This window comes from Nocardioides sp. BGA-UO-ETr-FS32 (assembly GCF_059567905.1).
Window position 1 is genome coordinate 736,135 of sequence record NZ_JCAQOX010000017.1, and the last position, 25,974, is coordinate 762,108.

The window sequence follows — 25,974 nt, forward strand, 5'->3', positions numbered from 1 at the left end:
GGGCTTCTCCTCCGGGAGACGGGGTGGGTGGGTGGTGGGCGAGGTGGGCTCGCGTCAGGACGCGAGCAGCTCGTCGATCTGGTTGATGGCGAGGGTGGAGCCCTCGACGGCGCCCATGTCGAGCACCTTCTGCAGCGCCTCGGCACTCGCGTACGTCGCCACGAAGGTCGCCCGGGTGCCGCTGTCGGTGCCGGCGAGCTCGTACGCGTTGGAGGCCTCCGGCAGCGCCGGGTTGGGCGCGAAGGTCTCGTCGAGGGCGAAGCCGTCGCGGAAGGTGAAGGACGTGGGCTCCGAGACGCTGGTGACGTCCCAGTAGCCGTAGTACTTCTCGCCCTCGGGGCTGGTCATGAAGTAGTTCACCCGGCCGCCGGGGGTGAGGTCGTGGTCGACGACCGTGGCCGGGTAGGTCGGGGGACCCCACACGCGCTCGAGCTGCCGCGGGTCGGCGTACACCTGCCACACGCGCTCGACGGGCGCGGCGAAGTCGGCGGTGATGGTGAGGGTGAGGGCGTCGAGGTCGTGCTGGACGTCGGTGACAGGCATGGGTTCAGTCCGTTCCGTGAGTGGTGGGGTCGTGCTGCTGCTGCTGCTCGGCGGCGAAGAGCTCGTCCATCCGGGAGATGCGGCCGCGCCAGAGCGCCTCGAGGTCGGTGAGCATCGCGCCCACGGACCGCACGGCCTCCACGTCGCCGCTGGCCAGGGCCTCGCGACCCTGCCGACGCTTGGTCAGCAGGCCCGCGCGCTCGAGCACGGCGACGTGCTTCTGGACGGCGGCGAAGCTCATGTCGTAGCTGCGCGCCAGGGCCGAGACGGAGTGCTCCCCGGCCAGCACGCGGCGCAGGATGTCGCGGCGCGTGCGGTCGGAGAGCGCGTGGAACCAGGCGTCTGCCCGGTCCTCGTCCTGTTCGGTCATGGAAGTAACGTACAACCAAATGGTTGTACGTTGTCAAGGGTTTCACCCGGAGGGATGACCTTCGCGCATGAAAAGGCGGGATCGGGTCACGGGAGGACGTAGCATCCGACGCTGGCGCGGTCTGCGCGCTGGTACCCGAAGGAAGTGGGGCACGGCCCGATGGACAGGCTCGTGGAAGGACTCCGTCTCGGGGATCGCTACATCCTGCAGGAGCGCATCGCCTCCGGCGGCATGGCTGACGTCTGGCGCGGGATCGACGACGTGCTCAAGCGCGACGTCGCGGTCAAGGTCATGCGCGCCGACCCGGACAACGAGGAGATCTTCCTCGAGCGGTTCCGCGACGAGGCACAGCACTCGGCCGCCCTGATGCACTCCAACATCACCACCGTCTTCGACTTCGGCGAGGACGACCACCGGACCTACCTGGTGATGGAGCTCGTCGAGGGACTACCGCTCTCCGCGGTCATCCGCGGGCAGGGCGCGATGGCTCCCGAGCCGGTGCGCTCGATCCTCGGCCAGGCGGCCCTCGCGCTCGGTACGGCCCACGAGGCGGGCGTGGTGCACCGCGACGTCAAGCCGGCCAACATCCTCGTCCGCGAGGACGGGCTGGTGAAGCTCACCGACTTCGGCATCGCCCGCGCCATCGACACGATCGGACACACCCGTGTCGGCGAGATGCTCGGCACCCCCAACTACATCAGCCCCGAGCAGGCCATCGGGCAGACCGCGACGGGCGCCAGCGACCTCTACGCGCTCGGCGTCGTCGCGCACGAGATGCTCACCGGCAAGCGCCCCTTCGACCGCGGCACCCCGATCGCCACGGCGCTGTGCCACGTCAACGAGCCGCCGCCGCCCCTGGGCGACGACGTGCCGGAGGACCTGCGTGCGGTCGTGGCGTCGCTGCTGCAGAAGGACCCCGCCGACCGCCCGGACAGCGCCATCGCCGTCGCGGTGATGCTCGGCATGGCGCCGCCCGAGCTCGCCGACGTCGACGTCGACGCCGCGTCCGGGGCTTCCGGGGCGTCGAGTGGCTACGTCGTGCTCCCGGTCACCCCGCTGACCCCGTCGACGCCGCTGGAGGCCGTGAAGCCCCCGGACCGCGCGCCGGTCGAGATCCCGACGATGGCCGCCGGCCCGGAGGAGCTCCTCGACTGAGGGCTCCCCGGGCCTACCTGCGGGTGGCCTCGTCCAGCAGCGCCGCGAGCGCGGCGGGCTGGGTGAACATCGGCCAGTGGCCGGAGTCGAGGTCGACGAGCTCGAGCGCCGTCGCGTCGGCGAGCTCGGGCACGTCACCCGCGTCGATCCACTCCTGCGCCTGGGCGGGGGTGAACTCCGGGCAGACCAGCGTCAGCGGTACGCCGTGGCGGCGCTCGTCGGTCCAGCGGACCGTGCCCTTGGTGACGCCCACCGGCACCGGGTGCGCCCCCGCGGCCACCTCGGCCTTGAGCTCGGGCGACATGTCGTCGGAGTCGGGACCGGCGAACGGTTCCCAGCCGGGGAAGGCGACGGCGTCGCCGTCGGTCTCGAAGAAGTCGGCGTACGAGCCGCCGTCCGTGGTGGGGAAGCCGCCGATCAGCACCACGCCCGTCACGGCGTCGGGGCGCCGGTCGGCCGCGACCCACGCCAGCGTCGAGGCGGCCGAGTGGCCGACCACGAGCGGCCGACCATCGGCGGCGTCGACCGCTGCCAGCACGGCGCCCGCCTGGTCGTCGTACGTCGCCGTGGTCGCGCCGTCGCCCTGCCCGGGCAGCGTCACCGGGACGCCGCGGTGGCCGAGCCTCTCCAGCTCGGGGAGCACGTCGTCCCACGCGGAGCCGTCGAGCCAGAGTCCGGCGATGAGCACGATGTCCATGGGTTCTCCTTGATCCTCGGTTGATCGACCCTCGAACCCCACGCTAGGACCCATTCCGGACGTTCCGCGTCCGGAATCGGTGCCACCATCGACCCATGAGCGAGATCAGCCCGACCGCGCGTGCCCTGCGGGCCCTGGACGTCCTCCAGACCTGGCCCGGGATCACCGCCACCGAGCTGGCGCAGCGGCTCGGCGTCACCGAGCGCGCGGCCAGGCGCTACGTCGCGATCCTGCGCGAGGCCGACATCCCGGTGGAGTCCACCCGCGGTCCCTACGGCGGCTACACGCTGGGTCGCGGCCTGCGGTTGCCGCCGCTCGTCTTCTCCGCGACCGAGGCACTCGGCCTGGTGATGGCCGCGCTCGACTCCCAGCACGCCGTCGCGGACACCGACGACCCGGTCGGCTCTGCCCTCGGCAAGATCCTCCGGGTGCTGCCGACCAACGTCGCGCGGCAGGCGGTCGCCCTGCGCGAGACCGCGCGCACGGTCCCCGAACGGGCGTCGGTCAAGCCCGACCCCGGCGTGACCACCGACCTCGTCGCCGCGGTCGCCGCGCAGCGGCAGGTGCGCATCGGCTACCGGACGGCCGCGGGCAACAACCGCACGTTCGAGGTGGACCCGTGGTCGGTGGTGGTGCGCTACGGCCGGTGGTACCTGCTGTGCCGCTCGCACCACGCCGACGCGCTCCGCACCTTCCGCATCGACCGCGTCACCGAGGTCGTCCAGCTCGAGGACGGCTTCGAGGTGCCGGCCGACCTCGACCCCGCCAAGGAGCTCGAGGCCAACCTCGGCAAGGGGTGGGAGCACGACACCCACGTGGTCTTCGACGCCCCGATCGACGAGGTCCGGCCGTGGATCCGCCCCACGCTCGGCGACCTGCGCGCCCTGCCCGACGGCCGGTGCGAGCTCGTCGGCAGCACCAACAACGCGGAGGCGTACGCCGGGGAGTGGCTCGCGCACGTGCCGATCCCGTTCACGGTGGTGGGCGGTCCGGAGCTCCGGGCGGCCGTACGCGAGGTGGCCGAGCGGCTGGCGCGCGCGGTCAGCGGCTGACCGCGACCTCCTTGCCCAGCGTCCAGCCGGGCGAGATCGGCAGGTAGTCACCGCTCCAGAACTTGCCCGGGTCGTACCAGGTCGCCCGGCGGTCGTCGCGCAGGATGCCCATCTCGATGTAGCAGGTCGCAACGATCTCGGCGCAGAACGCCGCCTCCGGCGTGACCTTCCGGCCGCGCTTGCGGTGCGGCACGTAGGCGTCGCGGCCGCGCAGCCAGCGGGCGCCCAGCCGGGTGAGGCTGGGGAAGGAGACGCCGTCGAGCCGGGCGACGGCGCGCAGCATGCCGTCCTCCTCGTCGCGGCCGATCTCCGGGTCGAGCTGGCGGAACCACGCGTCCTGGTCGTACTCGCCCTGCCACCGGGCGACCGCGTCGCGGAGGTCGTGCAGCTGGACGCCGCGGTGGTGCGCCCCGGTCCACATGTCGAGCTGCTTCTTGCCGAGCTCGGCGTGGAAGATCAGCGGCGGCAGGTCGTCGACGACGACCGCCATCCCGACGTGGTTGACCGGCGAGTTGGTGACGGCCCGGATGGCCCGGTCCGGGGCCCGGCGCCCGCGGAACAGCCAGATGTCGCCGCTGCGGGTGAGGTCGACCGCCTGGTCGAGGGTCAGCGCCGATGCCATGCGCGCAGTCTGCCCTAGGGTTGGGACATGCGTGCGTGGAAGTGGCTCGGCCTGGCCGGCGTCCTGGCCGGTGTCGCCACGGGTGCCGCGGTCGCCCGCGACGAGCGCGCACGCCGCCACTACGACGCCGGCGAGATCCGCGAGCGGCTGCACCAGCGCCACGACGAGGCCGTCGCCCGCGAGGCGGAGGGCGACGACGCCTGACCTCGCCTGTCCCACCTGCCACCCCGGCTGGGAGTCAGGCGCCGAGCGCGAGGCGTACGGCGATCGCCAGCATCACGAGCCCGATGAGCACGTCGAGGACCTGCCAGGCGCGGGGGTTGGCCAGCCGCGGCGCGGCCAGCCGGGCGCCGTACGCCAGGCCGGCGAACCACCCGACGCTCGCGACGCAGGCGCCGAGCGCGAACCACCAGCGACCCGTCGGGCCGTGGGTGCCGGCGATCGAGCCGAGCAGCAGGACGGTGTCGAGGTAGACGTGCGGGTTGAGCCAGGTCAGCGCCACCGCGCGGGCCACGACCCCGCCGCGGGACTCGACGGCGCCGTCGCCGACCGCCAGCACCTGGGGCGTACGGGCCCGCCGCAGCGAGCCGACTCCGTACGCCGTCAGGAACGCGACGCCGAGCCAGCGGACGACCTCGACCGCCCACGGCGCCCGGTCCACGACCACGCCGATGCCCGCGACGCCGGCGACGATCAGGACGGCGTCGGAGAGCGCGCAGATCGCGACCACAAGGCCGACGTGGCTGCGCCGGAGGCCCTGCCGCAGCACGAAGGCGTTCTGCGCCCCGATCGCCACGATCAGGGACAGGCCGGTCAGCAGCCCGGCGACGACGTCTCCCACGCCGACAATCTAGGGCGGGGCCGGTCGGCGACTGGTCTGGACCCCGAGCCACCCCTGACAGGTGTCAGGGTCGGCTGGGGGTCTTATCCCATGGCCGCATGTTCGCGCCCCCTGCCAGACTTGCGGGCATGAGTGAGCGACCCACGGGGGAGGCGACGCGCGGCGTCGCGGCGAGTGCGCATGACCTGGTCAAGACCTACGGGTCCGAGGAGGCCGAGGTCCGCGCCCTCGACGGCGTCACGGTCGACCTGATGAAGGGCGAGTTCACCGCGATCATGGGGCCCTCGGGCTCCGGCAAGTCGACGCTGATGCACTGCCTGGCGGCCCTCGACACCCCGACCTCGGGCGACGCGGTGGTCGACGGCACCGGCCTGGCCGGGCTCAAGGACAAGGCGCTGACCACCCTGCGACGCGAGAAGGTCGGCTTCGTCTTCCAGGCGTTCAACCTGATCCCGACCCTGACCGCCCGGGAGAACATCCTGCTCCCGCTCGACCTCGCCGGCCGCAAGGTCGACCAGGCGTGGTTCGACGCGGTGATCGACGCCGTCGGCCTGCGCGACCGGCTCAGCCACCGCCCCAGCGAGATGTCCGGTGGCCAGCAGCAGCGGGTGGCGTGTGCGCGGGCCCTGGTGTCCCAGCCCTCGATCGTCTTCGCCGACGAGCCCACCGGCAACCTCGACTCGACCAGCTCGGCGGAGGTCCTCGGCTTCCTGCGTCGCTCGGTCGGCGAGTTCGGCCAGACCATCGTCATGGTCACCCACGACCCGGTCGCGGCCTCCTACACCGACCGGATCCTCTTCCTCGCCGACGGCAAGATCGTCGACGAGCTGCGCGACCCCGACCGCGACGCGATCCTCGCGAAGATGGCCGGCCTGCAGGACCTCGCCACGGCCAAGGCGGCCGGCTGATGTTCCGCCTCACCTGGCGCAACCTGCTGGCCCGCAAGGTCCGGCTCCTGATGAGCGCGCTCGCGATCGTGCTCGGCATCGGCTTCCTCGCCGGCGTGCTCACCTTCAGCAGCGGCCTGGGCAAGACGTTCGACGGGATCATCGAGGGCACCAACGCCGACGCGCAGGCGCAGCCGGCCGGCTCCAACTCCTGGCAGCAAATCGGTGCGGGAGACACCCTCACCATCACTCCCGAGGAGGTGGACGAGCTCGCCGCGCTCCCCGAGGTCGCCCAGGCCGACGGCACCGTCGACAGCCAGGCGCTCTACATCGCCGACACCGACGGCAACCTCGTCGGCGGAGGCGGCGCACCCACGATCTCCTTCAACCAGACCGACACCCCCAACCTCCTCGGCGACCCCATCATGGAGCTCACCGAGGGACGCTGGCCCGAGGCCGACAACGAGATCGCGCTCGACCCGTCCGCGGCCGACCGGGCGGGCTACGAGGTCGGTGACGACGTCACGGTCTTCCCGCCGGGGGCCGTCGGCTTCGGCTCCGACGCCGACGAGCAGCCACCCACCACGACCCTCCGGCTCGTCGGCCTGGCCGGCTTCTCCGGTGGGGGCGGCACGGCGGGTTCGACCCTGGTCACCTTCAGCACCTCCGGCGCGCAGGCGATGTTCCTCGACGGGCAGGACGTCTTCACCAAGGTCGCGCTGACCGCGGCCGAGGGTGTCTCCCAGCAGGAGCTGGTCGACGCGGCCGACACCGTCCTCCCCGACGGCTACGAGGCGGTCACCGGTGACGAGCTCGTCGACCAGCAGCAGAACGCCGTCGGCGAGTTCCTCGGCTTCATCTCGATCTTCCTCGGCGTCTTCGCCGTCATCGCGGTGATCGTCGGCGGCTTCATCATCGCCAACACCTTCTCCATCCTCGTCGCGCAGCGCGTCCGCGAGCTCGCCCTGCTGCGTGCCCTGGGCGCCAGTCGCAAGCAGGTACGCCGCTCGGTGCTGGTGGAGGCCACGATGATGGCCGTCATCGGCAGCACCCTGGGCCTGTTCGTCGGGCTCGGGCTGGCCCGTGGCCTGGCCTCCCTGTTCGGCAGCTTCGGCCTCGAGATCAACTCCGACGTGCTCAACCTGAGCCCCACGACCGTCGCGGCCGCCTACGCCGTCGGCATCGTGGTCACGCTGGTGTCGGCCTACCTGCCGGCGCGACGTGCCTCCAAGGTGGCGCCCGTCGCGGCGATGCGCGAGGACACCGCCAACACCGATGGCAGCCTGCGTCGCCGCACCCTGATCGGGGCCGTGCTGCTGGTGATCGGCGCCGGCATCGCCATCGCGGGCGTGGTCGGCGCACCCGGCAACGACGCTGTCTGGATCGGTGTCGGCGCCGTGATCTGGGTCCTGACGGTCGCCGCGATCTCTGCCGTGCTCGGTCGCCCGGTCCTGGTGGCGTGCCGGGCGCTCTTCACCCGGGTCTTCGGCACCACCGGCCGGCTCGCCGGCGACAACGCCATCCGCAACCCGCGCCGCACCGGCGCGACCGCGTCCGCGCTGATGATCGGCCTCACCCTGGTCTCGGCAGTCGGCGTCCTGGCGGCCTCGATGAGCGCCACCCTCGACGACGTCGTCGACGACCAGTTCACCGCCGACTTCCTCGTGCAGTCACCGGTCTTCGCGGCGTTCAACCCCGCCATCGCCCGCCAGATGTCCCAGGTCGACGGCGTCGAGGTGGTCTCCCAGCAGCAGGGCTACCTCGGCCTGGTCGAGGACGACATCGAGCCGTCGTTCATCTTCGGCACCGACGCCGCGTTCTCCGAGATCTACGACCTGCCGATGGTCGACGGGTCGCCCACCTTCACCGGTGACCAGACCCTGATCAACGAGTCCACTGCCGACAAGTACGACGTGGGGGTCGGAGACGAGCTCACCATCCGCTTCCCCGGCGACAACGACGTCGACGTGACCGTCAGCGGCATCTCCGAGGACAACGAGGTCGCGGGCGCCATCAACGTCCCGTTCAGCGTCCTCAAGAAGGGCGAGATCAAGCGGTCCGACATCTCGCTGTCGATCAACGTCGCCGACGGGGCCGACAAGGCTGCTGTGGGCAAGGAGCTCAAGTCGCTCGTCGCGGACTTCCCGATCGTCGCCGTGCAGGACAAGCAGGAGTTCGCCGACAGCCTCAAGGGGCAGATCAACCAGCTGCTCTACATGGTCTACGGCCTGCTGGCGTTGTCGATCGTCATCGCGATCATCGGCATCGTCAACACCCTCAGCCTCAGCGTCATCGAGCGCACCCGGGAGATCGGCCTGCTCCGTGCGGTCGGGCTGTCGCGGCGCCGCCTGCGCCGGATGGTGACGCTCGAGTCGGTGACGATCTCGGTCATGGGTGCGGTCCTCGGGCTGGCCCTCGGCCTGGTCATCGGGGTGCTGCTGCAGCGCTCCCTCAGGGACGACCTCACCGCACTGGCGATCCCGCTGACGAGCCTGGTGATGTTCCTCCTGGTCGCCGTGGTCTTCGGCGTGCTGGCCGCGATCGTCCCGGCGATCCGCGCCTCCCGGATGAAGGTGCTGGACGCCATCGCCACGGAGTGACCGCGGCGCCGATCGCAGCAACAGTGGAGCGTACGGCCGGACCTAGCGGCCGGGCGCTCCACTGTCCGGTTCAGTAGCCGCCCTCGGGCGGCACCATCTCCCCGCGTACGCCGAGCAGCCGCACCGGGCGGTCGTCGTCGAGGGCGACGAACAGCTCGAGGGCCGTACGGGCGATCACGTCCGGGTCGTACGTCGGCTCCGCGAGCTTGCGGACCTTGGTGAAGGTGAAGAACGGGGCGAAGCGCACCTTGAGGTGCACCCGCATGACGGCGCGCTGCTCCTTGCGCACGTCGTCGACGACGCGAGCGGCCAGCTCGCGCAGGGCGGCGCGTACGTCGTCGGGCGTGGTGAGGTCGGACTGGTAGGTCGTCTCGCGGCCGTGGGCGCGCGCCACCCACGGGGTGTCGTCGGGCCGGGAGCGACCACCGCCACGACCGAGCCGGCCGAGGTGCGGACCGTTGGTCGGGCCGAAGGCGGCGACCAGGGCGGCCTCGTCAGCCGCCGCGAGGTCGGCGACGGTGCGGATGCCGATCGCCTCCAACCGCGCGCCGATCCTGGACCCGACGCCCCACAGCGCGGTGGTCGGCCGGTCGCCCATGACCTCCATCCAGGTCTCGCGGGTCAGCACGAACGTGCCCTGCGGCTTGCCGAACTCGGTGGCGATCTTGGCGCGCACCAGGGTGTCGCCGATGCCGACGGAGCAGTGCAGCCCGGTCGCCTCGAGGACCGCCGCCTGGAGCTCCCGGGCGGTGGCGACGGGGTCGTCGGTCTCGACGCCGACGAACGCCTCGTCCCAGCCGAGCACCTCGACGACCGCTCCCGGGTGGGACCGCAGGGTCTCCATCACCCGCGCCGACGCCGCCTCGTAGACCGGGAAGTCGACCGGCAGGAAGACCGCGTCGGGGGAGCGGCGCTTCGCGAGCCGGAGCGCGAGCCCACTGCGTACGCCGTGGGCGCGCGCCTCGTAGGACGCCGTCGACACCACCGCCCGCTCGGTCGGGTCGCCGCGCCCGCCGACGACGACCGGCAGGCCGACCAGCTCGGGCCGGCGCAGCAGCTCGACGGCGACGAGGAACTGGTCCATGTCGACGTGGAGCACCCAGTGCGTCACCCCGTCATCATGGCCGAGGGATCCGACAGCGCCGGGGCGTCGCTGCGAAAACCAGGTGCGGCCGACGCCGCGGGCCGCCTACCCTCGTCCACGGCGAGATCAGCGGCGGGGCCGGAGTTCCGGGCCCCGTACCGCGCGTCGTACCTCGCCGCACTGCCCTTCCAAGGCAAATGGCATCGGAGCTGTTCACTCCTGTGAGTTCGACTCTCACTCCTCTCACGGGTGGTGGCCGGTGACGGTCCTCGTCGACGAGCCCTGAGGCGGATCCGGTCAGCACGACGGGTCCGGTCCCCGCCCGCCGCCGTGGTCGCCGGCCACCACCCCAGCCCGTCCAGCACCCATGCCGATCCATCCATCCACCTACCGCTCTCCGCGAAGGAGGTCCGCCCATGTCCCTTGATCTCAAGCTCCTGCTCCTGCCCTCTCACACGGTCCAGCCGTGGGAGGTCCTCCTCGAGCGCCGCGACGGTGAGGCCACCGTCGTGCTCGGTCCCGGTCGGCACGTCGTACGCCGCCGAGCCGAGCACCAGCTCGTCGACCTCCGCGAGCGCCTCGACCTCGTGCCGACGCAGGAGGTGCTCACCGCCGACGGCGTGACCGCCAAGGTGTCGGCCGTCTTCCGCTGGACGGTGGCCGACCCGGTGGCGTTCACCGAGCGGCTCCGCGACCCGGTGGGCGCGGTCTACCTCGCGATCCAGCTCGGCCTGCGTGACGTGCTCGCCGGGCAGGAGGCCGAGGCGCTCGTCCGGGCGCCGCGGTCCCGGCTCGCCGAGGGGGTCCGCGACCGGGCGGCCGCGGCCGCTTCCGAGGTCGGCATCCGGCTCGTCGACGTCGTCGTCAAGGACGTCGTGCTGCCGGGCGACCTGCGGGCGGCGTACGCCGAGCTCGTCGTCGGCCGCCACCGCGCGCAGGCGCAGCTCGAGGCCGCGCGGGCCGAGACCGCGGCCCTGCGGTCGCTGGCCAACGGCGCGAAGCTGCTCGACGACCACCCGTCGCTCGCGCAGCTGCGGCTGGTCCAGGCGCTGCCGCCCGGCTCGCGCGTCGAGCTGGTGCAGCCGGGGCGTACGTCCTCCCGCGAGGACTGACGCCTACCGCTGGGGTGGCGGCACATCGCACCGGGACACGCTCCCGGGATGCGATGTGCCGCCACCCCTGCGGGGGTCCGCGGCGGTGGGCCCGCGGCGTACGGTCGGGGCCATGACCGACCAGCAGAGCGAACCCGATCCGTACGCCGAGCACCCGGAGGACTCGGTCTTCCCGACGGCCGGCGAGCGGGTCAGCGACGAGGACCGCCAGCGTGCGCTCGACGCCGAGCCCGAGGGCAACGCCACCGTCGGCGACACGGTCGACACCGATGGCGTCGACTCCAGCGCGCACGAGGGCGGGCCGGGGTCGCAGGAGGTCGCGGAGCAGGCGCGCGGGGCCTACCGCCCGGACTGAAAAACCCGCGCGTCCCCGACCCGCGGGCTGTCAGAGTGCCGCCATGACTCCCGAGCGCCTCGACGTCGAGCAGGCCCTGCCCCGGATGCAGGCGCTGGCCTCGCGGACCTGGTCGCCGCAGTCGCGGCACCACCCCGGCCAGCTCGCCTGGTCGGTGGCGTACGGCGAGCCCGACGTGCTCGACCTCGGGCCGGCGTACGTGGTCGACGACGCCTGGGCGTGGCTGGAGTCGCTGGACTGGCTGGAGGTCTGCGGCACCGACCCGGCGGCCGTGGACGCCGTCGTCACCGCCGTCCTCGCCGACGCGGCCGACGAGGTCACCGCGAGCACGCTCGAGACGGAGGCCGTCGTGATCGGCGTGCTGGCCGACCACGGCTTCGCCGAGGTGGAGTCGCCGTGGTTCACCCACCACCACCTCGACCTCGCCGACCTGCCTGCCGTGGACGTGTCGGAGGGATACGCCGTCCGCGCGGTGCGGGCCGGCGAGCACGAGCAGCGGGCCGCGGTCCACCGCGCCGCCTGGTCGCCGACGTCGCGGGTGACGACCGCGGCGTACGAGCGGCTGATGACGATCGCGCCCTACCGGCCCGAGCTCGACCACGTCGTGACCACGACCGACGGCGAGTGGGTCGCCTCGTGCTGCGTCTGGCTCGACCCGACGACCGGCGTCGCCCTCGTCGAGCCCGTGGGGTGCGTGGCCGAGCACGGCGGACGCGGGCTGGCCACCGCGGCCTCGGTCTCGGCGCTCACCGCCGCCCGCGACGCCGGCGCCACGACCGGGCTCGTCTGCCCGCGCGGCGACGACGGCTACCCGGGACCTGCCCGGCTCTACCGGCGGATCGGCTTCGTGCCCGGGGCGCGCACCCGGACGTACCGGTGGCGGCGCGGGGCCTGAGTCAGGCGCCGAGGAAGTCCGCCAGCCCCTCGAGCAGCCGGTCGACGTCGCTGTCGTCGTTGTAGGCCGCCAGCCCGATCCGCAGCCCGGCGTCGACGGGGAGCCCCAGCGCCCGGAACGTCTCGTGGGCGTAGAACGTGCCGGCCGGGACCAGCACGTCGAGCTTCGCCAGGTGCTCGTACGCCTCCACGGGCTCGCGCTCGCGCAGGGTGACGAAGAGCGTCGAGGTCCGGTCGGCGGCGCGCGAGTGGAGGATGAGGCGGTCACCCATCGCGGCGAGGCCGTCCTCGATCCGTACGCGCAGCCGCAGCTCGTGCTCGGCGATGAGCCCGGCGGCCGAGACCAGTCGCTCACGCCGCGAGTCGCCGGAGCCGAGCGAGGCGATGAGGTCGACCGCGGCGGTCACGCCGGCGAGCAGCTCGTACGGCAGGGTGCCGAGCTCGAAGCGCTCCGGCACCGCGTCGGTCGACGGCACCAGCTTGTCGGGCCGCAGCGTCTCGAGCAGGGCCGGGTCGGCGACGAGCGCGCCGCAGTGCGGGCCGAAGAACTTGTAGGGCGAGCAGACCAGGAGGTCGGCGCCCATCGCGGCGATGTCGGGCGCCGCGTGGGCGGTGTGGTGCACCGCGTCGACGTGGACGAGCGCGCCCACCTCGTGCGCCCGCGCGGCGACGGTCGCGACCGGCGGCCGGGTGCCGAGCAGGTTGGAGGCGGCGGTGATGGCCACGAGGCGGGTCCGCGAGGTGATGACGTCGAGCGAGGAGAGGTCGAGCTCTCCCGTGGCCGGGTCGAGCCGCAGCCAGCGGACGGTCGCGCCGGCGCGCTCGGCCGCCTGGATCCACGGGCGGACGTTGGAGTCGTGGTCGAGCTCGCAGACGACGACCTCGTCGCCGGGCGACCAGGTCTTGGCCAGGGCTCGGGAGAAGTCGTACGTCAGCGCGGTGGCGCTGCGGCCGTGGACCACGCCACCCGGGACCCCGCCGACGAGGTCGGCGACGGCGGAGCGGAAGCCGGCGACCGTCGCCTCGGCGTTGCGCTGGCTGACCAGCGCCGACCCGCGCTGGGACAGCGGGCCGGTGAGCGCACGGGCGATAGCCTCGCCGACGACGAGGGGCGTCTGCGTACCGCCGGGGTTGTCGAAGTGGGCGATGCCGGAGGCGAGGGAGGGGAAGCCGGCGCGGAAGGCCGAGACGTCGAACGACATGGGCACGAGCCAACCAGAGCCTCAGCTGGCGATGTGCACCACGGCGTCACCGGAGTTCACGAGCGGTGCCTCGGTGCGGCCGATCACGATGCCGTCGCGGTTGGCGTAGACCGCGCGCAGGGTCTTGCCGAAGGAGTCGAAGAGGGTGCCGAGGCGCTCGCCGTCGCTGACCTTCTGGCCGAGGTGGGCGTCGAGGTGGAGGATGCCGGTGCGACGGGCGCGGACCCAGGCGCTCGAGCGGCACTCCCGGCTGGCCTCGACGGCCGGCTCGACGACCGGCTCGGTCATGCCCAGCGCGGCCAGCACCCGGCGTACGCCGATCACGCCGGCGTCGACGGCGTAGTCGTCGAAACGGAGGTTCTCGCCGCCCTCGTAGAGCAGCACCTTGGCGCCCTGCTCGCGGGCGGCGTGCCGCAACGAGCCGTCGCGGATCTTGGCGTGCAGCATCACCGGCGCCCCGAAGGCGGCGGCGAGCTCGCGGGTGCGCGCGTCGTCGAGGTCGGCGCGGACCTGGGGCAGGTTGCTGCGGCGGTCGGACCCGGTGTGCAGGTCGATGCCGACCTCGCAGCCGGCCACGATCTCGCGCATGAACAGGTGCGCGATCCGGCCGGCGAGCGAGCCGCGGGCCGAGCCGGGGAAGGACCGGTTGAGGTCGCGGCGGTCGGGCAGGTAGCGGTCGCCGGTCATGAAGCCGAGGACGTTGACGATGGGTACGGCGACCAGCGTGCCGCGGAACGTCTTGGGGTCGAGCCCGGCCATCACCTGTCGCACGACCTCGACGCCGGCGACCTCGTCGCCGTGGATGGCCGCGTCGATCCACACGCTCGGGCCGTCCTCGCGCCCGTGCACGACCCGCACCGGGAGGGTGACGTCGGCGCCGGTGACGAGGCGGGTGATCGGGAGCTCGAGGGCGCGTACGGTGCCCGCGCGGATCCGGACGCCGCCGATGCCGAACGACTCGCGCGCCACTAGCCGGCGCTCGTCGGTGCGGCGGCGGTGGTCACGGGTCCAGCCTAGTGGCGCGCAAGACCCGCCCCGGCCACCTCCCGGGGGACGGAGGGGCCGGAGCGGGCCGGTTCTGGGGGTGCGGTCAGCTGTTCTGGGTGGTGGAGTCCGAGGACTCGGCGCCGCCCTGCCCGGGCGCAGTACCCCCCATCTGGCCGCCCATCCCTCCGCCTGGCACCTCGCCGTCGGTGAGGACGAGGTAGTCCTTCCCGATGATGCCGTCGTCGACCGACGTCACGTCGATGGTGCCGCCGGTGATGACGAGACCGTCCTTGCCGACGATGCCGTTGTTGCTGGTGCCGGTCACCGTCAGCGAGCCGGTGCCGCCGATGGTGAGGTCGGCGGTCGAGTAGAGCGTGCCGGTGGGGGCGTCCGCGTTGACCTCCGCGTCGTCGTACGTCCCGGCGTCGGTCAGCTCGTTGCTGCTGCCGTCGGCGAGGACGACCACGACCGACTCCGCGTCGACCACGGTGATCGCCGCCGTGGTCTCGGAGGTGATGGTCGCGTCGTCGAGCACGAGGCGTACGACGCCGTCGCCGGCGTTGTCGACGACGACCTGGCCGGTGAGGTCGCCGGAGAGGACGTACGTCCCGGCGGCCGTGATCGTCACGGTGCCGTCCTCGGTCGTCACCGCGTCGCTGTCGGACTCGGCTGTGGTGCCGGAGAGGGTGATCGCGGTGGCGTCGGCCTCGTCGTAGGCGGTGTCGCCGGTCTCGACGGCGACGTCGTCGGCGAGGGCGTCCTCGATGGTCGTCGCGTCGGTCGCGACGACAGCGCTGGTCGACGTGCTGGTCGTGCTCGAGGAGGTCGACGAGGAGTCGCTGGCGACGGAGGCGCCGCAGCCCGCGAGGAGCGCGGCGGCCAAGGTGCCGGCGACGGCCTGGCGGAGCGTGGTGAGTCGCATGGGTGCTGCCTTCCGGAGTGCATCTGGTCTGGTGAACCCGATGCTGCGCGGCCCACCTGTCGACCCGGTGGGCTGACCTTGTGGGTCTCCTGTGAGCCCCCGACCGCCGGGTGACAACTTCTCTGCGTCTGGCAGCGTCTCCCTCGGACCGGACCCCGACCGAAGGACACCTCATGCGACCGCTGCCCCTCGTGGCCGCCGCACTGCTCACGGCCACCCTGCTCGCCGCGCCGACCGCCCAGGCGGCTGTGGAGACGTGCCAGGGACGGCCGGCCACGATCGTCGGCGCGCCGGGCCAGCTCGGCGTGACCGGCACGGAGGGCCCCGACGTGGTGGTGACCAACGGCGCCGTCGGCGTCGCCACGCTGGGCGGCGACGACCTGGTCTGCGTCACCGACGTGACGGCCCCGGTCTTCGTGACGCTGCGCGCCGGCGCGGGCAATGACGTGGTGGACGCCTCCGCGTCCGGATCGACTATCGACGCGGAGCTCGGCACCGGGTCCGACCACTACACCGCCTCGGCGGGCCGGGACTACGTGGTCCTCGGGTCCAACGACGGCGGTGGGCCGGTGGACCTGGAGGCCGACACCGTCCTCGCGACGACCGGAACGCGCCCGGGGCAGTCCGCCGACCAGTACTTCACCGGGATGCTCGACGTGCCCAACCCCGACGTGCTGCAGCTCGCCGGTGACGGGCACGTCGTGTACTGGTACGGGATCCAGGCGCCGGGCTCACGGGTGGCGCTGGGCACCTCGGCCGAGCTGCGACCCGCCATCGGCGTCGGTCACGTGGCCATCGACGCAGCCCGGCGATCGTGGACCGAGGACGGTGCATCGGTGCTCTCCTGGACGGGCGAGGTCACCCGCTTCGAGCTGGGTCCCGGCGCGCCGCGCTCGCTGTCCCTCACCGGCAGTGAGCGCGACGAGTACGCCCGCTTCTTCCTCAACCGCGGTGCCAGGACGGTCCTGCGGTTCGCCCTCGGTGGCGGCGACGACACGCTCCTCGCGCCGAACGGACTCGCCTGGCGGGGCAGCGAGTACGTCGGCGGCCCGGGTGAGGACTCGATCGACCTGTGGGCCGGCAAGCGGCTCGACCTCGACCTGGCCAAGGGCCGGCTCGAGAACCGCTTCTTCGGCAGGACCCAGCGCAGCGGCTTCCGTGGCTGGGACGACGTCCGCGTCGGGGCGAAGCGAATGACCGTCCTCGGCACGAAGAAGGCCGACGACGTCCGCTTCTACGCATGCATGGCCACGATCCGCGGGCGCGCCGGCAAGGACTCGCTGGAGTCCGACCGCACCGGCGACGACGGCTACCTGCTCGACTGCGACGCGCGGAGATCGGAGATCCGCATCCACGGTGACGGCGGCAACGACACGATCTCGGGCAGCCGCGGGAAGGACCTGCTCGTCGGCGGCCCGGGTCGCGACACGATCAACGGCAAGGCCAGCCGCGACCGGTGCAGCGGCGAGAAGCTGAGGAGCTGCGAGATCAAGCTGCGCTGACGGGCTACTTGCCCCAGTTCTTGCGGCGTACGGCGCGGCGCGGCTTGCCGCCGGCGTACGACCTGGCCGAGTCGACGAGGAAGCCCCGCTCGAGGGCCTCGCGCCCGATCAGCATCCGGAAGCCCATCTCGTCGCGGTTGCTCAGCGTCATGACGGTCGTGATGGTGCGACCCACCAGCGTGACGTCGAGCGCCACGGCGTACCGCTGCTCCACCTGGCCGTTGCTCGAGCGGACCTCGCGCCGGTCGAGGACCGGCAGGCTGAGCTCGACGTGGTCCTCGTCGGAGCGCTGCCAGGGGTGGATGGAGAAGCGCACCCACTCGGCGCCGTCCTGCAGATACGCCTCGAGGTCGAAGGCGTGGATCGACGACGATCGCGCACCGGTGTCGATCTTGGCCTTCACCCAGTCCACGCCGGCCTGCGGGAGGGAGACCCACTCGCGCCAGCCGACGACGACGTGGTCGGGCTCGGGCTGCTCGGGTGTGGTGGGCACCGGGCCATCTTGGCAGGGGGCCGTGTGGCGGAGGTGGTTGGATGGCTGCCCATGAAGCTCGCCATCCTCTCTCGGGCACCGCGCTCCTACAGCACCCAGCGGCTGCGGACCGCGGCCATCGATCGCGGCCACGACGTCAAGGTGCTCAACACGCTGCGCTTCGGCATCGACCTGTCGGGCGACGAGCCCGACCTGCTGTTCCGCGGCAAGCAGCTCTCGACGTACGACGCGGTGCTGCCGCGCATCGGCAACTCGATCACCTACTTCGGAACCGCCGTCGTGCGGCAGTTCGAGCAGATGGACGTCTACACGCCCAACACGAGCTATGGCATCGCCAACAGCCGCGACAAGCTGCGCGCCACGCAGATCCTGTCGCGCCACAAGATCCCGATGCCGGCGACGACCTTCGTGCGCGACCGCGCCGACGTGATCCCGGCGATCGAGCGCGTCGGCGGTGCGCCGGTCGTGATCAAGCTGCTGGAGGGGACGCAGGGCATCGGCGTGATCCTGGCGCCGACGATCAAGGTCGCCGAGGCGATCATCGAGACGCTGCAGAGCACCCGGCAGAACGTGCTGATCCAGCGTTTCGTCAAGGAGAGCAAGGGCCGCGACATCCGCGCCCTCGTCGTCGGCGACCGCGTGGTGGCGGCGATGCGGCGCGTCGCGCAGGGCGACGAGTTCCGCTCGAACGTCCACCGCGGCGGCAGCGTCGAGCCGGTCGAGCTCGACGAGGAGTTCGAGCGCGTGGCCGTACGCTCCGCGCAGATCATGGGCCTCCGCGTCGCCGGCGTCGACATGCTCGAGGGCCGCAAGGGCCCGCAGGTGATGGAGGTGAACTCCTCACCCGGCCTCGAGGGCATCGAGACCGCGACCAAGCTCGACGTCGCCGGCGCGATCGTCGACTACATGGCCAACCAGGTCGCGTTCCCCGACATCGACGTACGCCAGCGGCTGACGGTCTCGACCGGCTACGGCGTGGCCGAGATCGTCGTGCACACCGGCTCCGACATGGTCGGCAAGAAGCTCGGCGACTCCGGCCTCGACGAGCGCGACATCACCGTGCTGACGCTGCACCGCGGCCCCCACGTGATCCCGAACCCGCGCAACAAGACGGTCCTCGAGGGCGAGGACCGGCTGCTGTGCTTCGGGAAGCTCGAGGAGATGCGCTCGATGATCCCGGACCGGAAGCAGAAGCGGGTCAGGCGGCTGATGAAGAAGCATCTGCCGCCGGAGAGCCTCTGATCTCGGCAGCTAGTACGCGACGCGGGTGCGGCGGCGTACCTCCGTCACGATGGCCTCGACTCCCATCTGCGTGACGTCGCCGACGCGCTCACCATCGATCAGGAGCGAGCCGGCCGTCGTCGCACGGTTCGCCTCCTTCAGCGCCGCCCAGGTGCCCCGGCGGCGTCGCACCGCCCTGAACACGCTCGGCAGGAGGTAGGCCGTGTTGTCGACGCCGACGATCTGCACGTCGGCGTCGGGCACCTCGGCCCGCAGGCGGAGATAGGCCTCGGCGACGGTTTTCATCTCGGCGTCGTGCTCGCGCGGACCGTCGACCCGGCCGTCGAAGCAGATGCCGTCGCGGCTCTCACCGCTGCAGCACCCGGTGCCGCCGTGGGCATCGGCCCACGGCCGCACGAGCACGACGCGGACGGTCATCTCGTGGTCACGTCCGAGTCGTCGCCGAGCGGGCTGCCGGCCTCGTCGTACTCACGCCGGCTGCCACGCCGCAACGCTCCTGCAGCCTCGACGATCAGCCAGAGCGCCAGGACGAAGATGACCGCGTCCAGCGGCGCCAGCACCCAACGCTCGCTCCACGACTCACCCTGGGTGAAGTCCCAGAACTGGCTGAAGAGCGCCCAGGTGGTCATCGCCAGCAGGAAGACCAGCGGGACCACGGCGGGGAGAGGGTTGCGCTTCATCCGGAGCACCCACACCGCCACGACGGTGAGCGCCAGGCCCGCCGTGAGCTGGTTGGTGGTGCCGAACAGCCGCCAGAGCACGCCGAACGTGTAGCCGGCGTCGCCCCCACCGGGGATCAGCGCCATGGCCATCGGCACCGCGACCGCCACGAGGCCCGCGAGCGTCAGGTTTCGCGCGAGCGCGTGCCAGCCCGCCAGCTCCGCGATCTCCTGGACGATGTAGCGCTGGAGGCGGACGCCGGTGTCCATGGTCGTCGCGGCGAACGAGATGACCACGACAGCCGCGAAGATGACGGCCAGGTCCAGCGGGACGCCGAGGTTGTGGGCGAACACGGCAACTCCGTTGACGAAGTTGCCGACCGCGCCCCCGGAGGCAGTGGCGAAGTCGGGGTAGAGGGCTTCCCACTCATTGCGGGTGGCGACCACCCCAGCAGACACCGCGAGGACGGCCCCGGTCGCGAGGCTGCCCTCGCCGACGGCACCCATGTAGCCGATGTAGCGGGCGTCGGTCTCCTTGTCGACCTGCTTGGCCGTCGTGCCCGAGGAGACGAGGGAGTGGAACCCCGAGATCGCGCCGCAGGCGATCGTGATGAACAGGAAGGGGAAGATCGACGGGGAGCCGTCGGGGACGTCGTTGACCAGCGGGGCGACGATCTCGTTCCAGCCGACCAGCATGCCCAGGGCGATCACGCCGAGCGCGATGAACAGCTGGTGGGAGTTGATGTAGTCGCGCGGCTGGAGCAGCATCCACACCGGGAGCCTCGAGGCCACGAAGGTGTAGGCGAACAGGATGATCACCCACAGGGTGCGGGCCTCGATCCCGACCGCCTCGGCGGCCGGAGCGAGGTCGATCGGGTACTGCTGCCCGACCCAGATCAGCAGGTAGAGGCCGATGACCCCGAGGATCGAGGGCACCAGGGCCGCCGAGCGCGTCCGGTAGATGTACTGGCCGATGAACATCGCGAGCGGGATCTCGACGAAGATCGGGATCACGGCACCCGGGTTGGCGACGAAGAGGTTCGCGATCACCACCGCGAACACCGCGTTCACGAGCGTCAGCAGGAAGAAGATGATCAGCAGGAAGAGCGTCCGGGCGCGCTTGCTGATCACGTCCTGCGCGATCGTGCCGATGTTCTTGGCACGGTGGCGCAGCGATACAGCGAGCGATCCGAAGTCGTGGACGCCCGCGGCGAAGATCGTGCCCAGCACGATCCAGGCGAGGGCCGGGCCCCAGCCCCAGAAGACCGCGATCGCCGGACCGACGATCGGCGCGGCCCCGGCGACCGAGGTGAAGTGATGGCCGAAGACCACGTGCTTGTTGGTGGGGACGAAGTCGATCCCGTCCTTGAACTGGTGCGCAGGGGTGAGGAACCCCGGATCCAGGGCGTACACGCGTTCGGCGAGGTAGGCCGAGTAGTAGCGGTAGCCGAGGAAGAAGAGCACGCCCACGACGGCGGCGACGGCAATGGCAGGCATCGGTCGAGCTCCTTCCACACAGTCGCCCGGACGGCATGGCTGCCGACCTCAGAAGGTGGCTGGTGATCCATCATGCATCCGGACGAGACGTGTCCTCCTCACCCGAAGAGCGGTGCGGTTCCGCTGTGGCAGTGTGGGCGATCGTGACCACGGAAACGATCTCGGCGTCGTCGCTGGCGGAGGTCGGCTGGGTGGTGGCCGGCCGACCGCGGGTCCACGGCGTCGTACCTCTCGTGCACGACGACGTGCCTGTGCTCGCGTTCACCTACGCCGACGAGGACCGGGCGAGGGAGGTCGCGCGGTCCCCCGTGGTTGCCCTCAGCCTGACGGAACCGCGGTCGACGGGTACGGCGTTCCGTCCCCTCGTCCTGGTCGGCCGGCCCCGGCTGGTCGAGGACCCGTCCGGCGACCTGTTCGCGACCAACCTGTTGCCCCAGGAGCTCCGTCGCTACCCGCCCTCGCGGCTCCTGGCCGACTCGCCGCTCCTGCAGCGCGAGCACTGGTGGTACCTCCCGCGCCTCATCGTCGAGATCGACGTCGACGCGGTCACGGAGGTGCCGGCCCGCGAGGACCCCTCACGCGACCACCTGCTCGTCGTGGCCGGAGTCAACGGGCCGGTCGTACGCGTGGCCCGCGTCGACGGTGATCCTGAGCTGGTCTCCCTGGCCTCCCAGGAACCGCCGCCACCCGGTCCGGCAGTGCTGTTCGGGCAGGACGCGTCGTTCCCGGACCTCGAGCAGTGGACGCAGTGGAGCTACCGCGGCCACTGGGACGGCGCCGGCATGCAGGTGGAGGAGGCCCCAGCGCGGATCGGCCTGGGACGTCCCCCCGGCCTGATCCAGAGATGGCGGCGGCAGCGCGACTTCGAGCGCCGGTGCGTCGCCGCCATCCCCAGTCCCTCGGCTGGGCCGAAGAACTGAGCATAAGGATCACGACACGGAATCGGGCGCGCCGTAGTGGTGGAGGCCCGCGGCGGCCCTGGGGCGCCGGAGTGGTCCACCATGTCGGGTGAGGGGTGAGCTCGCGGTGGGCGAGACGCCGTCGTCTGGGCGCTGGTGGTGGTGCCGGCGCAACAGGTCGCTTCTCACCCTGGCGCCGTCGGTCTCACCGCCCGGTCGCGAACCAGCCCAGGTCCTTCCCCGCGCCGGCCGCGCCGGGAGTCTCAGCGCGCAGCCAGGAGCGCCCGGGGGCGCTGCACCCCGCCGCCTGTGCTCGTCAGACCGAGAAGCGGGTCGGCGGCCGCGATGGATGAAGTCCCTCCATCCCTCCCCAACGACCCCATACACAGTCAGTCAGGATGAGGCGGTGGTCGTGAGACGACCACGTGGCACCACCCGAAAGCAGGTGGATCACCCTGCCCCTCGGGACGGACTGGACTCGGCATGCTCACCCCGCGAGTCCATGGACGGCCTCGTTGTGTCGTCGCGCCACTTGTCGAGGAAGTAGACGAGTGTGACGCCTCCCATCGTCAGGCCGCCTGCGAGCAGCGCGGCGACGATGAAGAGGGTGACCTCGGAGCTTGTCATGCCTGTTCCTCCCTCCTGGGCTCCTGGCCCAGCTGGATGTGTGTCTGTGTTCCGGTGGTTCTGGTGGCTGTGGCTCCGGCCTCGGCCACCGCGTGGGTGACCGAGGCCGGAGCGAAGCCGGGCTACGCGGCGGGACGCCTGCTCGCTTCCGTGTCCTGGCGTGCCGCGTCGCGGCCCGCGAGGTGCCCGAAGACCAGGCCCAGCGAGATCGTTCCGCCGGCTCCGCCGTAAAAGCCCTTGGTGGGCGCGCCGCCAGCGTTGCCCGCGGCGTACAGGCCGGGGATCACCTCGCCGCGGGTGTTGAGGGCTCGCCCACGTGCATCGGTGCGGGGTCCGCCCACGGTTCCCAGGGCGCTGGCCTTGACCTCGAGCGCGTAGTACGGCGCCGTCTCGACCGGGCCCAGCACGCTGGACCTCGGGCTGTTCAGCACCGGGCGGATGATCCTGGCCAAGGGGCCGACGACGACCGAGCGAAGCTGCTCGGCGTTGTTCTTCCGCGCGGCCCGTCCGGCGAGCTTGTTCACGACCGGACCGATCGCCGCGGCGATGCGCTGCCGTGCCTTGGCAGTGGCGGCGGGGAATCGTGCGTCGGGTGAGTAGCTGCCCAGTCGCGGGTAGTAGGCGCCGAAGTAGCGGTCGAACAGGGTCTCGCCGCGACCGAACTGCGGGTCACGTGCCCGGCGGGCGTCGGGGTTGAACCGCTCGACCGTGCGCTGGAGGCCCTCGGCGTCGACGCCGATGGAGTTGGCGAGGTCGGCGAGGGTGTCGGCGCGGTGGAGGTAGTCGGGCACGTCGCCGCCCGGGGGGATGCCGAAGATCCCGAACTTGTCCCAGTAGGTCTGGTCGAAGATCAACCATGCGGTGGCGTTGGGCATGGTCCCGGTCGCGGGGTCGACCTCGCGCATGATCGCACCGAACTGGTCGTAGGCCAGGGCCTCGTTGGCGAACCGCTCGCCCAGGCTGTTGACCATGATGCTGTGGGGCAGGGCGCGCTCGCCGAGGAACACGCGGCTCAGCGGGCGGCCTTCGAGCTCCTCGCCGGGCAGCTGTACGCCGGGCATCCACCAGGCGTCCTGCATGCCGGTCAGGTCGGCGCCGATCTCCTCGGCAAGCTGCACGGCAATGCCGTCGTGACCCGCCGGGGACACCTGGGTGCCGAAGGGCGCGTCGAGGTGGGCGGTGGTCAGCTCGGACGAGCTCTCGAAGCCGCCGCTGGCCAGGACGACGCCCTTCGTGGCGCGCACGGTGTGCTCGACGCCACCGGACTTCACGACGACGCCGCGTACACCTGAGTCGTCCGTGACGAGACGGATCGCTGGCGCTTCGACGCGTACGTCGACGCCGTTGCGGAGGCCGGCTTCGAGCAGGGCGCCTACCAGGGCCGGCCCTGCCAGCCAGGCCTCGTCGATACCCATGCCGCCGAGCATCCAGAACGGTAGCGGGTTCTTCGCCATCCCGGTCGTCAGCGCCGGCCGCACGAACCGCGCGGCCTCGCCCAGCCCCTGCGGCGAGTAGGGGCCGGGGAACAACGCCCGACCGATGGAGGCGCCGTCGATGTCGGAGCGGTAGTCCGGCCAGATCGTGGGAATCCAGCCGAAGGCGGTGTTGGCCTCGATGTAGCGCGCCACCTGGGGGCCGGTCTCGAGGAACTTCTCGATGAGCGCGTGGTCGAGGACCTCGTCGCGTCCCTGGCCATAGATGTAGCGCCGGGCCTGGTCCAGGTCGTCCTCGACCTTCAGCTGCTTGGTGGAGAAGCCGTGGTTCGGGATCCACGCGGCGCCGGCCGAGATGCCGGTCGCTCCGCCGACGAGCTCGCGTGACTCCACGACGAGCACGCGAGCGCCCTCCTTCGCGGCGCTCAGCGCCGCCATCAGGCCGGCGCCGCCGGACCCGACAACGGCGACGTCCACCTCGGCCGGAATGCCCTGGTCGGACACCGTCCCGATGGAGCCGGTGAGCTGGCTGGAGCTGGTGGTCATGCTGTCCTCCTGTTCGCGCGCTACCAGTTGGCGGGCGCATCGCTGGCCGGGAAGGAGTCCTGCCCCCAGACATCGACGATGTCGTCTGCGGTCTTGTCGACGGGGACGGTGGCGGGCGTCATCTCGCACTCCTTCGATCCGTGGGTTCACTGACTTCAACGAACAAAGTAGTTGGAATAGTCCAACTACCTGTGTGAGGCTAGTCTCACCGCATGGAAGGTCGATCGGCACACACCCCACCTGTGGCCGAAGCCGCCGCCGCTCTCGAGCGCGCCGTGCCGATGCTGGTTCGCTGGTTCACCCGCAGCGACGTGAAACGATCCATGCTCGCCGACGCGGAGCCGAACCTGTCGTGGACTGACGCCTGGCTGCTCGGCCGGATCGCCGACACGGGGCCGGTACGCCTCTCCGCGCTCGCCGACTGGCAAGAGGTCGACCGCTCCACCATGACCACGCAAGTACGCCGCCTGGAAGCGTTGGGCCTAGTAGAGCGCGAAGCAGACCCGCGCGACGGCCGCGTCGTACTCGTGCACGCTACGCGGACCGGCACGGCCCGGCACGGTCGTACGAAGCAGACGGCCCGCGCGTTGTACGAGGAGCTGCTCGCTGATTGGTCGGAACCCGACCTCCGGGCGGCTACAGACGCCGCGCGTCGGTTCGTGGAGGCTCTCGAGCGACCCCGCGCCTCGACGGCGGATGACATCTGAGAGCGCGCAACCGCAGCCCTGACCGACCGGGCCAAGGCGGGCGAGGGTCACCGTGGCTCGACAGCAGCCGGACGGCACCCACGGCTCGAACCCCGGAGCTGGACGTGCAGCTCCCAGGTCGTCGGACATGCACATGGGGTCCGCTGCACGAGCTGTGCCAGTTTGACTAGCCCATTCAGCCGCCTGCCGGCGCTCCCCGGATCTCCCTCAACACCGATGATCGTTAGGGCACCCTCGGAGGTCGTCGCGGTAGCCCGTCGAACGCGACAAGCCGCGCCGGCTGCCCGAGCTGGGGCGTCCCATGACGGTGCCCCGAGGCTGCGCACCGTCACGCGCGACACAGCCTGCGCAGGTTGGCGCAAGTGCGTTCCCGTGTCGCGCTGGTTCCCGCTTGTACCCTGCCGCGGCTGACGCGCCCCTGTGCCTGGTCTGGCTGGGATGGCGCGGCCCGCTTGAGAGTTGGCCCCAGAGCCCAGGGCATCGGTCTCAGGCAAGCGCCGCTCTCGCGACCAGGTCGAGAACCGGTCGTACGTCGGTGTCGTCGTGCCTGGCGATGCGGTGCAGGATGAGGCCCTCGGAGCACGCCATGATCGCGCCGGCCGCGGTGTTGGGGTCGCGGGCACCCAGACCGGCCAGCGCCGACTCGAGGGCGGTCGCGATCCGGGCTCGGCCACGCCAGAGGGCCTCGCGCAGGGCGGGATCGTGGCTGGCCTCCATGAACAGGACGAGCCGCGCCGTGGTCACGGTTCGCTGGTCGCGCGTGATGTGGTCGAAGAGGGCCACGAGGGCGTCGAGGAACTCGTCGACCGACCTGGGCGCGAACGCTGCGCGGGCGCCTGCCATCTCCCGCTCGACGATGGCATCAACGACTCCGGCGAGCAGGGCGTCGCGGGTTCGGAAGTAGTTCGACGTCGACCCGGGTGGCAGTTGGGCCTTCTGGTCGATCCGGCGGTGGGTGAGGCCCTTGAGGCCTTGGGTGCCCAGCAACTCGATGGCGGCATCGAGGGCACGGTCCCGGAGCGAGCTCACAAACTCACTATAGAGGT

Annotated in this window: 27 protein-coding genes; 12 read left to right on the plus strand and 15 right to left on the minus strand. The window is 71.8% G+C overall.

Annotation, left to right across the window (positions count from 1 at the left end):
* Positions 1 to 54: 54 nt before the first annotated feature.
* Entirely contained in the window at positions 55 to 543 is a 489-nt protein-coding gene (locus tag AC57BS_RS23705) for an SRPBCC family protein (RefSeq protein WP_496413899.1), read from the minus strand.
* Positions 544 to 547: 4 nt separating this feature from the next.
* Positions 548 to 913 (minus strand): ArsR/SmtB family transcription factor, encoded by a 366-nt coding sequence (locus AC57BS_RS23710; protein WP_496413900.1) that lies wholly within the window; start codon positions 911 to 913, stop codon positions 548 to 550.
* Between the two features lie 171 nt (positions 914 to 1,084).
* On the opposite strand from AC57BS_RS23710, the gene AC57BS_RS23715 reads away from it, so the two are divergent.
* The gene (locus AC57BS_RS23715; protein ID WP_496413901.1) at positions 1,085 to 2,068 is read left to right on the plus strand and encodes a serine/threonine-protein kinase; all 984 of its coding nucleotides are present in this window, start codon (positions 1,085 to 1,087) and stop codon (positions 2,066 to 2,068) included.
* 13 nt (positions 2,069 to 2,081) lie between these two features.
* On the opposite strand, the gene AC57BS_RS23720 is transcribed toward AC57BS_RS23715, so the two are convergent.
* Positions 2,082 to 2,765, minus strand: a complete 684-nt coding sequence (locus tag AC57BS_RS23720) for an alpha/beta fold hydrolase (protein WP_496413902.1) — start codon at positions 2,763 to 2,765, stop codon at positions 2,082 to 2,084.
* A gap of 95 nt (positions 2,766 to 2,860) precedes the next feature.
* On the opposite strand from AC57BS_RS23720, the gene AC57BS_RS23725 reads away from it, so the two are divergent.
* Entirely contained in the window at positions 2,861 to 3,817 is a 957-nt protein-coding gene (locus AC57BS_RS23725) for a helix-turn-helix transcriptional regulator (protein WP_496413903.1), read from the plus strand.
* Here AC57BS_RS23725 and AC57BS_RS23730 read toward each other — a convergent pair.
* On the minus strand, positions 3,807 to 4,439 hold the full coding sequence (locus AC57BS_RS23730; RefSeq protein ID WP_496413904.1) for a hypothetical protein: 633 nt from the start codon (positions 4,437 to 4,439) through the stop codon (positions 3,807 to 3,809). The two genes, AC57BS_RS23725 and AC57BS_RS23730, sit on opposite strands and share 11 nt — an antisense overlap.
* Before the next feature lie 27 nt (positions 4,440 to 4,466).
* Between AC57BS_RS23730 and AC57BS_RS23735 the strand changes: the two genes are divergently transcribed.
* Positions 4,467 to 4,643 carry a hypothetical protein gene (locus tag AC57BS_RS23735; RefSeq protein WP_496413905.1) on the plus strand — a complete coding sequence of 59 codons (177 nt, stop codon included), beginning with the start codon at positions 4,467 to 4,469 and terminating at the stop codon, positions 4,641 to 4,643.
* A gap of 34 nt (positions 4,644 to 4,677) precedes the next feature.
* On the opposite strand, the gene AC57BS_RS23740 is transcribed toward AC57BS_RS23735, so the two are convergent.
* Complete coding sequence (locus AC57BS_RS23740; protein WP_496413906.1) at positions 4,678 to 5,280, minus strand: LysE/ArgO family amino acid transporter; 603 nt, start codon at positions 5,278 to 5,280, stop codon at positions 4,678 to 4,680.
* Positions 5,281 to 5,408: 128 nt separating this feature from the next.
* Here AC57BS_RS23740 and AC57BS_RS23745 point away from each other — a divergent pair, with 128 nt between their 5' ends.
* Together AC57BS_RS23745 and AC57BS_RS23750 are read left to right on the plus strand one after the other, a co-directional pair.
* The gene (locus tag AC57BS_RS23745) at positions 5,409 to 6,188 is read left to right on the plus strand and encodes an ABC transporter ATP-binding protein (RefSeq protein WP_496413907.1); all 780 of its coding nucleotides are present in this window, start codon (positions 5,409 to 5,411) and stop codon (positions 6,186 to 6,188) included.
* Entirely contained in the window at positions 6,188 to 8,767 is a 2,580-nt protein-coding gene (locus AC57BS_RS23750) for an ABC transporter permease (RefSeq protein ID WP_496413908.1), read from the plus strand. Before AC57BS_RS23745 ends, AC57BS_RS23750 begins: the two co-directional genes overlap by 1 nt.
* Before the next feature lie 70 nt (positions 8,768 to 8,837).
* On the opposite strand, the gene AC57BS_RS23755 is transcribed toward AC57BS_RS23750, so the two are convergent.
* Positions 8,838 to 9,878, minus strand: coding sequence for a DNA polymerase IV (locus AC57BS_RS23755; RefSeq protein ID WP_496413909.1), 1,041 nt, complete (start codon positions 9,876 to 9,878; stop codon positions 8,838 to 8,840).
* A 389-nt stretch (positions 9,879 to 10,267) separates the two neighbouring features.
* Here AC57BS_RS23755 and AC57BS_RS23760 point away from each other — a divergent pair, with 389 nt between their 5' ends.
* The 3 genes from AC57BS_RS23760 (at position 10,268) to AC57BS_RS23770 (ending at position 12,213) form a co-directional block, all read left to right on the plus strand.
* The gene (locus AC57BS_RS23760) at positions 10,268 to 10,963 is read left to right on the plus strand and encodes a slipin family protein (RefSeq protein ID WP_496413910.1); all 696 of its coding nucleotides are present in this window, start codon (positions 10,268 to 10,270) and stop codon (positions 10,961 to 10,963) included.
* 112 nt (positions 10,964 to 11,075) lie between these two features.
* Complete coding sequence (locus AC57BS_RS23765) at positions 11,076 to 11,318, plus strand: hypothetical protein (RefSeq protein ID WP_496413911.1); 243 nt, start codon at positions 11,076 to 11,078, stop codon at positions 11,316 to 11,318.
* 43 nt (positions 11,319 to 11,361) lie between these two features.
* Positions 11,362 to 12,213, plus strand: a complete 852-nt coding sequence (locus tag AC57BS_RS23770; RefSeq protein WP_496413912.1) for a GNAT family N-acetyltransferase — start codon at positions 11,362 to 11,364, stop codon at positions 12,211 to 12,213.
* A 1-nt stretch (position 12,214) separates the two neighbouring features.
* On the opposite strand, the gene AC57BS_RS23775 is transcribed toward AC57BS_RS23770, so the two are convergent.
* From AC57BS_RS23775 to AC57BS_RS23785, 3 genes are all read right to left on the minus strand, one after another.
* Entirely contained in the window at positions 12,215 to 13,414 is a 1,200-nt protein-coding gene (locus AC57BS_RS23775) for a cysteine desulfurase-like protein (protein ID WP_496413913.1), read from the minus strand.
* Positions 13,415 to 13,435: 21 nt separating this feature from the next.
* On the minus strand, positions 13,436 to 14,383 hold the full coding sequence (locus AC57BS_RS23780) for a succinylglutamate desuccinylase/aspartoacylase family protein (protein ID WP_496413914.1): 948 nt from the start codon (positions 14,381 to 14,383) through the stop codon (positions 13,436 to 13,438).
* Positions 14,384 to 14,504: 121 nt separating this feature from the next.
* Entirely contained in the window at positions 14,505 to 15,323 is an 819-nt protein-coding gene (locus AC57BS_RS23785) for a carbohydrate-binding domain-containing protein (protein ID WP_496413915.1), read from the minus strand.
* Positions 15,324 to 15,496: 173 nt separating this feature from the next.
* Here AC57BS_RS23785 and AC57BS_RS23790 point away from each other — a divergent pair, with 173 nt between their 5' ends.
* Complete coding sequence (locus AC57BS_RS23790) at positions 15,497 to 16,825, plus strand: hypothetical protein (protein WP_496413916.1); 1,329 nt, start codon at positions 15,497 to 15,499, stop codon at positions 16,823 to 16,825.
* 4 nt (positions 16,826 to 16,829) lie between these two features.
* Here AC57BS_RS23790 and AC57BS_RS23795 read toward each other — a convergent pair whose 3' ends face one another.
* Positions 16,830 to 17,318: an ATP-dependent zinc protease family protein gene (locus tag AC57BS_RS23795; RefSeq protein ID WP_496413917.1), complete on the minus strand. Its 489-nt coding sequence runs from the start codon at positions 17,316 to 17,318 to the stop codon at positions 16,830 to 16,832.
* A gap of 51 nt (positions 17,319 to 17,369) precedes the next feature.
* Here AC57BS_RS23795 and AC57BS_RS23800 point away from each other — a divergent pair, with 51 nt between their 5' ends.
* Complete coding sequence (locus tag AC57BS_RS23800; protein WP_496413918.1) at positions 17,370 to 18,560, plus strand: RimK family alpha-L-glutamate ligase; 1,191 nt, start codon at positions 17,370 to 17,372, stop codon at positions 18,558 to 18,560.
* 9 nt (positions 18,561 to 18,569) lie between these two features.
* On the opposite strand, the gene AC57BS_RS23805 is transcribed toward AC57BS_RS23800, so the two are convergent.
* Entirely contained in the window at positions 18,570 to 18,977 is a 408-nt protein-coding gene (locus tag AC57BS_RS23805) for a hypothetical protein (protein ID WP_496413919.1), read from the minus strand.
* A complete protein-coding gene (locus tag AC57BS_RS23810) occupies positions 18,974 to 20,716 on the minus strand; it encodes a carbon starvation CstA family protein (RefSeq protein WP_496413920.1) in 1,743 nt (580 codons plus the stop codon). Before AC57BS_RS23810 ends, AC57BS_RS23805 begins: the two co-directional genes overlap by 4 nt.
* A 143-nt stretch (positions 20,717 to 20,859) precedes the next feature.
* On the opposite strand from AC57BS_RS23810, the gene AC57BS_RS23815 reads away from it, so the two are divergent.
* Complete coding sequence (locus tag AC57BS_RS23815; protein ID WP_496413921.1) at positions 20,860 to 21,636, plus strand: hypothetical protein; 777 nt, start codon at positions 20,860 to 20,862, stop codon at positions 21,634 to 21,636.
* Positions 21,637 to 22,065: 429 nt separating this feature from the next.
* Here AC57BS_RS23815 and AC57BS_RS23820 read toward each other — a convergent pair whose 3' ends face one another.
* Together AC57BS_RS23820 and AC57BS_RS23825 are read right to left on the minus strand one after the other, a co-directional pair.
* Positions 22,066 to 22,242, minus strand: a complete 177-nt coding sequence (locus AC57BS_RS23820; RefSeq protein ID WP_496413922.1) for a hypothetical protein — start codon at positions 22,240 to 22,242, stop codon at positions 22,066 to 22,068.
* 122 nt (positions 22,243 to 22,364) lie between these two features.
* Positions 22,365 to 24,221: an FAD-dependent oxidoreductase gene (locus AC57BS_RS23825; RefSeq protein ID WP_496413923.1), complete on the minus strand. Its 1,857-nt coding sequence runs from the start codon at positions 24,219 to 24,221 to the stop codon at positions 22,365 to 22,367.
* Between the two features lie 212 nt (positions 24,222 to 24,433).
* Here AC57BS_RS23825 and AC57BS_RS23830 point away from each other — a divergent pair, with 212 nt between their 5' ends.
* On the plus strand, positions 24,434 to 24,928 hold the full coding sequence (locus AC57BS_RS23830; protein WP_496413924.1) for a MarR family winged helix-turn-helix transcriptional regulator: 495 nt from the start codon (positions 24,434 to 24,436) through the stop codon (positions 24,926 to 24,928).
* Positions 24,929 to 25,414: 486 nt separating this feature from the next.
* Here the strand turns inward: AC57BS_RS23830 and AC57BS_RS23835 are convergent, their stop codons facing one another.
* A complete protein-coding gene (locus AC57BS_RS23835) occupies positions 25,415 to 25,957 on the minus strand; it encodes a TetR/AcrR family transcriptional regulator (RefSeq protein WP_496413925.1) in 543 nt (180 codons plus the stop codon).
* Positions 25,958 to 25,974: the final 17 nt, after the last annotated feature.